Raw genomic sequence first — 6,079 nt, 5'->3', positions numbered from 1 at the left:
TGATTGCAGGCCGGAGGGACAGCGCCCCCCTCTGTCCTGCCGGACATCTCCCCCACGAGGGGGGAGATTGGCAGTTTCAACGAGGCAGAACATGAGCGATTCCCGTGCCCGCGATATCCTGTCGCGACAGGCCGAACTCGAGAGCGAGCGCAGCCAGTATGAACATGTCTGGGAGGCCGTGTCCGAATTCTGCGACCCCGACGCGCCCGATGTCTGGAGCGGCCGTCGCGCCGGCGGCCCGGACTCGCAGGCCGAGCGGCAGGAGCGGCGCGGCGCCCGGGTCTACGCCAACACCATCAACTCGGCCGCCAACCGGCTGGCCGCGGGGCTGGAAAGCCTGATCATCCCGCAGTCGGAAAAGTGGCATGGCCTGACGACCGCCGAAATGAACGACGAGGAGAGCGACGAGGAAAAGGAATGGGCGGAAAGCCTGCGTGATTTCCTGTTTGCGCTGCGTTATTCCGCCAATTCCAACTTCGTGCCGGCAACGCAGGCCTGCCTGCGCAATGTCGTGCGCTACGGCCCGGCCTATCTCTATGCCGAGGAGGGGTTCGGCGGCACGCTGATCCGCTATGCCTCGATCCCCGTGGTCGAGGGTTTTCTCTCGCGCAATCGCTGGGGCCAGGTCGATATTTTCCACCGCCGCTATGAGCGCACCGCGCGGCAGGCGGCGCAATTGCTCGGCTATGAGAAGCTGCCGGCGCGCATCAAAATGCTGGTCGATGATCCCGCCAAATGCGAGACCAAGATCTCGGTGATCCAGTGCATCCAGCCGCGCGACGAGCGCAGGATGTATAGGCTGGGCGGTGCCTACCAATATCTCGATACGGCCTTCGCCTCCTATCACGTCATCGAGGACGAGGAGGTCATCGTCAGGGAAAGCGGTTTCCGCTCCTTCCCGGTGTCGACCTTCAACTGGCGCCGCTACGAGGGCGACCCCTATGGCATCTCGCCGACCATCGAGGCGCTGACCACGGTGCGCGAGGAAAACGCCGTGCGCCGCTCGGGGCTGAGGGCATTGCAGCAGGTCACCGATCCGGCGACCGCCTCGAAGGCCCGGCTCGACTATGTGCCGGTGCTCAATCCCGGCGAGAACTATCCCGGCCTGATCGACGACAATGGCCGGCCGCTGATCGCGCCGATCGCCACCGGGCAGAACCCGACCTATGCGTTCAACTACGCGGAGAGCCGGGCCGAGGAGATCCGCGACATGATGTTCGTCAATCTGTTCCAGACGCTGGTGCAGAACCCGCAGATGACGGCGACCGAAGCGCTGATCCGGCAGGAGGAAAAGGGCGCATTGCTCGGGCCGTCCGGCTCGATCATCCAGGCGGGTTTTGCCAGCAATCTCGACCGCGAGCTCGGCATTCTCGAGGACAAGGGGCTTTACGACGAGGACAGCCGCTTCCTGCCGCCGGCGAGCCTCGCCGGCAAGGCGGTGCGGCCGACCTTCACCGGCCCGCTCGACGTACTGCGCCGCTCGGCCGAGGCCCGCGACACCATCCAGGTGGTGACGACGGCCATGCAGATGGCGCAGTTCGATCCCGGCGTGATGGACAATATCGACGGCGACGAGGCGATCAAGATCGTGCAGAGCGCCGGCCGCAGCCCGCAGCGTATCTTTCGCCGGCAGGATGAAGTGGCCGGCATCCGCGATGCCCGTGCCAAGGCGCAACAGGCGCAGGCCGGCATGGCGGCGATCGCCACCGCCGGCAAGGCTGCCAAGGATGCGGTGCCGGCGGCGGTGCAGGCACGCGACAGCGGCTTGCTCGATGGCCTGCAAGGCATGCTGCAGGGCGGGCAGGCTGACATGCCGGGTGGTCCGGCTGTGCCGGGCGCCGGCGCATGAGCCGCAAACGCTTCGCCCATTCCGGGCAGGCCGGCGGTCCGGCCAAGGCACGGGAAGCGCTGACCAAGGCGTATCTGCGGGCGTTCTCAGGTCAGGATGGCGAGATGGTGCTGGCCGACCTCGCCGCAACGACCGGCTATTACCGCCGCCCGTCCTATGGCGAGTGGCTGGCCAGGACCAGGACGCCGAACGGCTTCGAACTGCACAGTGCGCTCAGCAATGCGCGGGCTGAGGTGGTGCAGCACATTATGGGGTTTTTGACGTTGGACGAGGCGCAACTGGCGGCGCTGGAGAAGGCGGCGCGGGCGGAGGGGTAGGGGACTTTAGGAGCGCCGGCCTCACCGTGGTCACGGCCCGCTCCGGCCCATCATTCATGCGAGTCCGCGAACCCGCCCAGCTCACAACAGGATCACAATAGGGTCGCTGAAGGCCCTGTTTAGCCAACGGCGCCGTCATTGGCGACCTCCCCAAAATTCATGACCCGGCGAAGGCGGCGGCACCCGGCCGGATCGCCGGCGCAGCGCCGCGATCTCCGGCGTGGCGCCACGGCAGGGAACAATTACATGGCGACCATTCCTCTCCAACTGGCCCAGCGCCGGCTCGATACCGGCACTGTGGTGCAATACCCCAACGGCTCGCCGATCGGCGCGGCGATGCAGGGTTTTGGCGACGAGCTTTCCGCTGTCGCCGAGCGCTACCAGCAGATGAAAGAGCAGCAGGAGGCTTTCGACGCCGAACTGGCGCGCCGCCGGTTCAACAGCCAGATCGCGCAGGCGGAAGATGAGGTGACGGCGACTGCGCCGGCCGACGGCGGCGGCCTGCATGAGGCCATGTACGGCCAGGTCGATCCGCGCAACGGGCAGGCGGTCAAGCCCGGTCTGTTCGACAAGCTGTTCGATGCTGCCCTGCCCAACATGCCCGAGAGCCAGCGCGCCAATTTTGCCAGGCAGAAGGAAGCGCTGCGCGCGGTTGGCGCGCGGCGCATGGCGGTGCGGCAATACCAGCGCCGCCAGGACTACGAGCAGGCGCAGGTCGACACGGTGCTTAAGACCAGCGCCATCGCCATCGGCAACGCCAACCCTGACGATCCCGTCACCTTCGAAGCGGCCCGCCAGGAAGGGCTCGACCTGATCGACAAGATGGGGCTCGACCCGGGGATCAGACAACAGAAGGTGAAGGACTGGTTCAACACCGCGGCCAAGGCACGCTTCGAGGCGCTGATCGCCAAGGACCCGCAGCGTGCCCTGGAGATGTTTGGTGTCGGGACGCCGGCGGAATCCTCCGGCGGAGATGCCGCCAGCGATACGACCCAAGCGGCAGGCAGCTTTGTCTCGGGCAGCTCAAAGGCAGCTGCCGGGAAAGATGACCGCGTTGGAAAGCGGACGCCTGATGAAATGCTGGCGCAGGCGTTCAGGGACGACCTTCCGGAACAGGAACAGGCAGCGCTGGTTCGACAGGCGGAGGCGGCCAAAACGGCTCAGCAGGTTGAGATTCGCACCAACATCGGTCTCGCCGAGCAGAACGCGCCGGACGCCATAGCACGGACCGGCGCCTATTCCGGCAAGATGCCTGGCCTGGATGCCTTCAGGATCGTCTATGGGCTCGACGAGGGCGACAAACGCTTCCGGGATTTCGACTGGCGGGCCGATGTCGGCAGGCAGGTTTTCGGCATGCGCACCATGCCGAACCAGGCGATCCATGCGGCACTTCGCGATGCCGATTCCGGGCCGAACGGTTCGCAGGAAGACCCGGCGCGCCGTGAGGCGACCGCCGCCGCGGTAGGGCTGGTCATGAATCACAGACGAGCCGATGCCGGGGGCTATGTCAGCGAAGTGTTCTCCAATGTCGCCGCCGCCTGGAAAGCCGTGATTGGTGGCGGACTTGAGGATCCAGACGGCTATGACAAGGACGCCTATGACAAAGCGATAGCCATGTCTGTCGCCGCACAGGAACAACTGGGTATCGAGAACATCCAGCCCGTACCGCTGTCCGTTATCCGTGATCTCTCCGATAATTATGACAGCCGCATTGCGTACCAGCAGGACAAAAATGCGAAGCTAGGCGCACTGCTTGCGGGAACGCCCGGCCCTGTCGCCCGGGCGACCGTGGCTCGGCAACTGGCCGATGCCGGTCTGGGCTGGATCATTCCAGATGCATCCGGGTACAAGGCCCCGTCGACACTTTCGGTGTTGGCATCAGAGGGGAAAGCCCTTGGCAAGGTAGCTGCCAATGCAGGCATCCGCGCAGTCGAACTCGCGGCCAAGGTGGTCACCATGGCTGCTGACGGCAATACCCAGGCAACGCTCAGCCCGCCTGATTTCTCGGGTGCTTACTACAAGCCGTCGAATCGTGTTGAAAATCTGATGATGCATCAGGGATATGATGCATTGGGCTGGTCGATACCGTGGCCGGCGTTTGGTCGAACTGTTGCCGCCGAGAAAGGGATTGCGCGAGCAGTTGAATCGGTCGGTTCTGGAGCGGCAGGGCGAACAGAACGATCCATCGGCAGTTCGGGAGCGGCAAATACTCCAACTTCCGAGGTCGCCCCCGGTCGGGTTGAGAAGATAGGTGCTGGCGAAGACACAGCGGCAGGCATACCGGTAAAGCCGCAGTCGGGGGATTTCTCCAAGCAGCCCACTGCCTCGCTTGATGATCTCTATTCAGTCTCGTCCAAATGGCAGGCAGATCTTGAGGGGGCTGGCCACGAAATTGCTGATTCCGTCGGCGCTGAGTTCGTGACGAAAGGCATCAAGAATAAGGGAGAAGCGGCTAAAAAGATTGGGCGTAAGGGCTACGAAGATGCGTCTGAACTGACTGACGTTGTCAGAGCCGGCTTCGTGGTCAAGACACCGGCGCAGGCCGATGAGATCGTTGCCGGTCTCGCGCAACGCTATGAAATTCTGGACGAAAAGTGGTTTGGGAAGAAAAATGATTACTTCGACCGAAAGGTAACGGTGCGCTTCGAGGACGGCACGCTGGGCGAAGTCCAAGTATGGGAACAGAATATGTACAAGGCCAAGTTCGAATTTGGCGGTCATGATCAGTACAAGCTTAGAAGAAGTCTAGAAGAAGGCAGCCCGGAACACATTGATCTTGAGGCGCAGGAGGCGGCGCTTTACGCTGCGGCCCGTCGTGATGCGGATCCAATCTGGAGGGAGGTGTTCGCCAGATTGAAAGATGGGTCAAAGTCGAAATAGTTGCGTCAATCCGCTCTACCGAACAATGCGCCGAAAATTTCCCACATTGGAGCCAGCAGCAGCCCCACCGTCCGCGCTCAGGAAATCATGGCCTGCGCTCGTCGTCGTCTCATTCTGGGCATGAAATATTTGGGTAGTCTGTGCTATACTGCAGAAACATCAATTCAGGGATTCAAATATGAGCACCGAATCAGATACGGCTAGTTTCGTTGATTGGGACCATCGCCCCGCAATTATTGGTATCGGAGGCGCATATGCCGTGCTTAAGCCCAATTCTCCCTGGGTCCGGGTTAGTTCTGCCGATGTCGCAAATTCCGCCAATGTGCTTCACGAACATGTATGGCGCGATCAGTTCAAAGAGAAGTACGGCGAACTAGACCCGCCCTTGGAACTCGCTAATACACGATCTGATGTTCGGTGGCATTGGCAGGACGGTCAGAAGTAAGGGCCGGCGCGACGCTTTTAGCTTAGGCGACCGATGTATCTGAGCGAAGACGAACGCTCACGCCCCAGCAATTTGCCGGGATGTTCGTGGACAACAACTTCGGGGATTGAGCGTTCGTCCCCGATTGGAATTACGGTGATGGCGTAGCTTATCCTGCCCGCCATTCACCCTTGGTTGGCTGAAAGATGGTGCCTTCGCTGCCGCGAGATGCACCGAAAATACCTCGCCGCCTAAATCTTGCTCAAATCCACGGTGATCCGCATCGGGCTGGTTTTGACGCCTGGCGGCCAACACCTCTGGATCGATTTCGTAAGTTGCTGGGCCGCTTTCGCCGCTGCTTCCGAATGAGGTCCGTAGGATACGACAGTAACCGACTTGACCTTGCCGGCCTTGTCCAATGTCACCTCGAAAATGGCTTTGACGTGATTGTCGACAGCGGCCACCGGCAAGACCAGGCAACCGCCGATCCGCTCGACACTGACAGCCTGTCTGGCGTGTGCGGAAACCGAGCAAACAACCAGCAGCGAAGTCATCAGGAATCGCATCGTCGCCCCCTTGGATAGCAGACGATAGCGTCTAACCGCGTTG

4 protein-coding genes are annotated in these 6,079 nt (G+C 62.2%); 3 read left to right on the top strand and 1 reads right to left on the bottom strand.

All coding sequences use genetic code 11. The features are described from left to right. The first annotated feature begins 91 nt into the window (after positions 1-91). The 3 genes from MESS4_RS23975 to MESS4_RS34730 all read left to right on the top strand — a co-directional run bounded on the left by MESS4_RS23975 (position 92) and on the right by MESS4_RS34730 (position 5,046). The gene (locus MESS4_RS23975; protein WP_006336590.1) at positions 92-1,849 is read left to right on the top strand and encodes a portal protein; all 1,758 of its coding nucleotides are present in this window, start codon (positions 92-94) and stop codon (positions 1,847-1,849) included. After that, on the top strand, positions 1,846-2,166 hold the full coding sequence (locus MESS4_RS23970) for a hypothetical protein (protein ID WP_006336589.1): 321 nt from the start codon (positions 1,846-1,848) through the stop codon (positions 2,164-2,166). Before MESS4_RS23975 ends, MESS4_RS23970 begins: the two co-directional genes overlap by 4 nt. 246 nt (positions 2,167-2,412) lie before the next feature. After that, a complete protein-coding gene (locus tag MESS4_RS34730) occupies positions 2,413-5,046 on the top strand; it encodes a hypothetical protein (protein ID WP_006336583.1) in 2,634 nt (877 codons plus the stop codon). Positions 5,047-5,721: 675 nt separating this feature from the next. Here the strand turns inward: MESS4_RS34730 and MESS4_RS23960 are convergent. Then, the gene (locus MESS4_RS23960; RefSeq protein ID WP_006336575.1) at positions 5,722-6,036 is read right to left on the bottom strand and encodes a hypothetical protein; all 315 of its coding nucleotides are present in this window, start codon (positions 6,034-6,036) and stop codon (positions 5,722-5,724) included. Positions 6,037-6,079: the final 43 nt, after the last annotated feature.

The sequence above is a fragment of the Mesorhizobium sp. STM 4661 genome, assembly GCF_000359125.1.
Lineage (GTDB): Bacteria > Pseudomonadota > Alphaproteobacteria > Rhizobiales > Rhizobiaceae > Mesorhizobium.
This window is presented reverse-complemented; position numbering and strand designations above follow the sequence as displayed.